Origin of the sequence: Synechococcus sp. H55.9, assembly GCF_047462355.1 — a bacterium.
GTDB lineage: Bacteria > Cyanobacteriota > Cyanobacteriia > Thermostichales > Thermostichaceae > Thermostichus.
Map to the genome: position 1 here is coordinate 3,842 of NZ_JANSJB010000001.1, position 3,604 is coordinate 7,445.

The following is a 3,604-nucleotide window of genomic DNA, read 5'->3' on the forward strand; positions in this document are numbered from 1 at the left end:
TGCTCCACCTCCACCCCGTTTAAAAGCACTCGCATGGGAGACATATTGGCGCCGGGGATGCGGGACTGGCCGGCCCGATAGGCAGCGGCAGTATCCAACCCAATCAGGGATCCAATCCGCAAAACCGGTGGGCGAGGCGGCAGGCGTTCCAAAGTGAAGGAGCGGGTCATCTCCACCTCTTGGGCAGGGCCGAGAAATTGGCCGGCAGCCGCCGACTCTGGAGAATATTGGTTATCGCCCAGGCGGATGACATTGGCCTCCAGCACCAAAGTCGTGTTGGGATCCCAGCGCTCCAACTGCAACTGCCAGGGCCGATCCCCCCCCGTCTGTCTGTTGCCTGTGCTCTGGGAATAGGGCAGATAGTTCTCCAGCCGCGCCACCAAAATTTCTTCTGCCGGCAGCGGCCCCGGCAGGCGAAACCGCCCCTGAGCATCGGTGCGCACCGCGATCCCTGCCCCTGGAATGGCCACCTCCACCCCGGCCAAAGGCTGGCCTGTCAGGCGATCCACCACCTGGCCAGAGTAGGCAGAATCCAACTGCACCTGTCCGGTGGGTGCATCTGTGGCCGCCTGAATGCGCTGCTGCAACACCTGCCAATCGGCTTCTGTAATCCGCCCATCCTGATCGACATCGGCAGCCCGGATCGGGTCGTCGGTCAACTCCCGTTCTCCCCGCAAATAGGCCCCCAACAGGTTGAGATCCTGCACTGTCAAACGACCATCCCCATCCAGATCGCCCGCTTGAAAGGGCTGCGCTTGGGCAGAAGACAGGCCTATCCAACCCAGAGCAAGGGATCCCAGCAGCAAGAGAGAACGGGCTAAACAGGAGACCCTAGACATGGCAACTCTCCTGGGGAAAAAGCCAGGCAGCGTTCTTCATGTTTTAACGCAATTCACTTCCTCGCAGCAGGGTTGGCCGAGCCGGTACAGAGTACTCTTGAGCGCAATTTTGCTCGCCCGCCTTTGGCTGCAGGAGCCGAAAACTTGATGGTAGGATAACCGTGGTGACTTGCTTCTCCTATGGCTCGATACTCTTGCGTTACCCAGCTTGTGGGCTCAGCCGAGCAGCTAGGCGAGTCGATTCGCGCCATCTTGGAGCGCTGCCAACTCAATGTCCTCCACAACAGCTCTGATTACTGGGTAGCCGGTGAGCCTCCCGGAAAGAATCCCTACACCAAGCTGGTAACCGTGGAAGTGTTTGTGGATCGCACCCGTCAAGCCGCCGACGGCTCTGTACAGGTAACCTGTATCGCCAAAAATGAAGAGCTGCCCCTGAGAAGCGTTAACCACTGCCAACAAACCTTTGATCGCCTGAAAGCAGAGCTAGCCCAGTTGCAAACTCAACTGCAGCTTGCTGCCCAGCAAAAAGATGCTTTACGATAACAGAGCTGAGTTTACTCTGCTCCCATGGCACGTCGCTGCCAACTCACCAACAAGAAGCGCAACAACGCTTTTGCCATCTCCCACTCCCACCGGCGCACTAAGCGCCTGCAGGAAGTCAACTTGCAGTGGAAGCGCATCTGGTGGGAAGAAGGTAAGCGGTTTGTGCGTTTGCGCCTTTCCACCAGAGCCCTGAAGACCCTCAAGGCTAAGGGAGTAGGGGCCATGGCCCGCGAGGCCGGGATCGACCTCAACCGCTTTTGAGCTTTCGACCCCCTTGTGCTTGCCGGATCCAGCCCTCACAGCAACCCGAATAGCTTACGCGACTTGGGCTGTAAACCTGCCAGCAGCGTGTTGAGGGTGTCCCGTTGGGTCAGCTCGTTGGTGCCGCTGGCCCGCTCGATTAAGAGTTTGCGCATTTCGTCCGAGAGCTTGGCGTCGGTGAAGTCGGCGCCGACAAAGCTGGCCCCTTCAAGTTGAGCTTCTTGCAGGTTGGCCCCCACCAGGAGGGCTTGGTCAAAGTTGGCATGTTGCAACTGACAACTGGCCAGGACGGCCTGGGAGAGGTTGCAGCGAAAGAGGTTGGCTTGGCAAAAGTCGGCGGCAAAAAAGTTTCCTCCCGCCAGGTTGGCAGCCACCAAGCTGGCCTCGCGAAAGATGGAATGGCTGAAGCGCCCCCCCTGAAAGCTGCTTTTGTCCAGCTTGGCAGCGGTGAAGTTGCTGTAGTCTCCCAGGGCTTGACTGAAGCTGGATCCCCGCAGATCGGAGGCGGCAAAATTGGCCCGCTCCAGCTCGGCACGGCGGAAGTTGCACAGCCGCAGATCCGCCTGCTGCATGCTGAGCGAGCGCAGGTTGGCCCGCGTCAAGTTGGCCTTGGGCATCTGGATGCGGTCGAACAGGCCCCGCGAAAGGTAGGCGCCTTCGAGGTTGGCACCCAGCAGGGAGCGCCCTTCTCGCAGGGCTGCCAGCAAGTCCCTCGTGGTTTCGATGCGAACCGGCTCGGAGGGTTGAGAAGGGGGAGCACTCACGGATGGGTTGTTCCTCACAAGCTGGGACAGAAACTCGGTCAACCTAGCCGAGGACTGAGGGCTAACTAAGGATTCCACCTATCAAGCTAACGTTTGCGCCGCTTGCCGAGGTTAAGAGGATGTTAATAAAGCCAGTCCTGCTGGGTTGCGGGTAAGGAACAATCGGCTCCGATTTGTTGCATACTCGGGGCAGCGTTTCGTTAGTGAACCCCACCTTCCATGCAGGTAGCTTTCATTGTCGATCCGTTGCCCCAGTTGCAGGTGGGCCATGACACCAGCGTTGCTCTGATGGAGGCGCTGCAGAGACGGGGACACCGCATCTTTTGCTTGGGACTGGCCGATCTCTACTGGGATCAAGGGGAAACCTGGGCCGCCGTTGAGGAAATTGCCTTGGATCCGGCAGCAGATCCCTGGTACGAGGTCAAAGAACGGCGGCTGTTGCCCTTGAGCCAAATGCAGGCGGTGTGGATGCGCAAGGATCCGCCGGTGGATACGGCCTATCTCTATGCCACTTACCTTTTGGATCGCCTCTCCCCCAGCCGCACGCTGGTACTCAATCATCCTGCTGGGATCCGCTCGGCCAACGAAAAGCTCTACGCCCTGCAATTCCAAGAGTGGATCCCGCGTACCTGCGTCAGCAGCAGCAAACACCTGCTGCGCCAATTCGTCGAGGAGATGGGGCAGGCGGTGCTCAAGCCCTTGGGTGGCAAGGGTGGGGAAGGGATCCTGCGGGTCAGTGCCGGGGATCTGAACCTCAATTCTTTGCTCGAGCTGAGCACTCAATTTGGCCAGCTACCCGTGATGGTGCAAGAGTATTTGCCAGCAGCAGCGATGGGAGATAAGCGCATCTTGTTGCTAGAGGGAGAACCTTTGGGTGCCGTCAATCGCATCCCTGGGGAGGGAGATTTTCGCGGCAATGTGGCCGCCGGCGGTCGGGTAGAAAAAACCAAGATTACCGAAAAAGAACGGGCTCTCTGCGGGTCTTTGGCACCGGTGCTAAGGCAGGAGAAGCTCTATTTTGTTGGGATCGATGTTATCGGAGAACGACTAACGGAAGTGAACGTGACCAGCCCGACGATGCTTCGAGAGATCTCTCAATTGGAAGGAGTTGATCTGGCAGACCAAGTGGCCCAGTGGCTGGAGAAGAAGGTACCTCTCGAGAAGTAAAAAGCCCCACAAGGGGGCCTAGTCGCGACC

At 58.7% G+C, this 3,604-nt stretch carries 5 protein-coding genes; 3 read left to right on the top strand and 2 right to left on the bottom strand.

Features of this window, described 5'->3' with window-relative positions; translation table 11 throughout:
* Nucleotides 1–839, bottom strand: an 839-nt coding sequence (locus tag NW857_RS00030) for a dockerin type I domain-containing protein (RefSeq protein ID WP_414335019.1), incomplete at its 3' end; no start/stop codon positions are given.
* A 180-nt stretch (nt 840–1,019) separates the two neighbouring features.
* On the opposite strand from NW857_RS00030, the gene NW857_RS00035 reads away from it, so the two are divergent.
* Both NW857_RS00035 and rpmB read left to right on the top strand, forming a co-directional pair.
* Complete coding sequence (locus NW857_RS00035) at nt 1,020–1,382, top strand: hypothetical protein (RefSeq protein WP_414335020.1); 363 nt, start codon at nt 1,020–1,022, stop codon at nt 1,380–1,382.
* A 24-nt stretch (nt 1,383–1,406) separates the two neighbouring features.
* Nucleotides 1,407–1,643, top strand: coding sequence for a 50S ribosomal protein L28 (gene rpmB, locus NW857_RS00040; RefSeq protein WP_414335021.1), 237 nt, complete (start codon nt 1,407–1,409; stop codon nt 1,641–1,643).
* A gap of 35 nt (nt 1,644–1,678) precedes the next feature.
* Here rpmB and NW857_RS00045 read toward each other — a convergent pair whose 3' ends face one another.
* On the bottom strand, nt 1,679–2,407 hold the full coding sequence (locus NW857_RS00045; protein ID WP_414335022.1) for a pentapeptide repeat-containing protein: 729 nt from the start codon (nt 2,405–2,407) through the stop codon (nt 1,679–1,681).
* Nucleotides 2,408–2,626: 219 nt separating this feature from the next.
* On the opposite strand from NW857_RS00045, the gene gshB reads away from it, so the two are divergent.
* Nucleotides 2,627–3,574: a glutathione synthase gene (gene gshB, locus NW857_RS00050; protein WP_414335023.1), complete on the top strand. Its 948-nt coding sequence runs from the start codon at nt 2,627–2,629 to the stop codon at nt 3,572–3,574.
* Nucleotides 3,575–3,604: the final 30 nt, after the last annotated feature.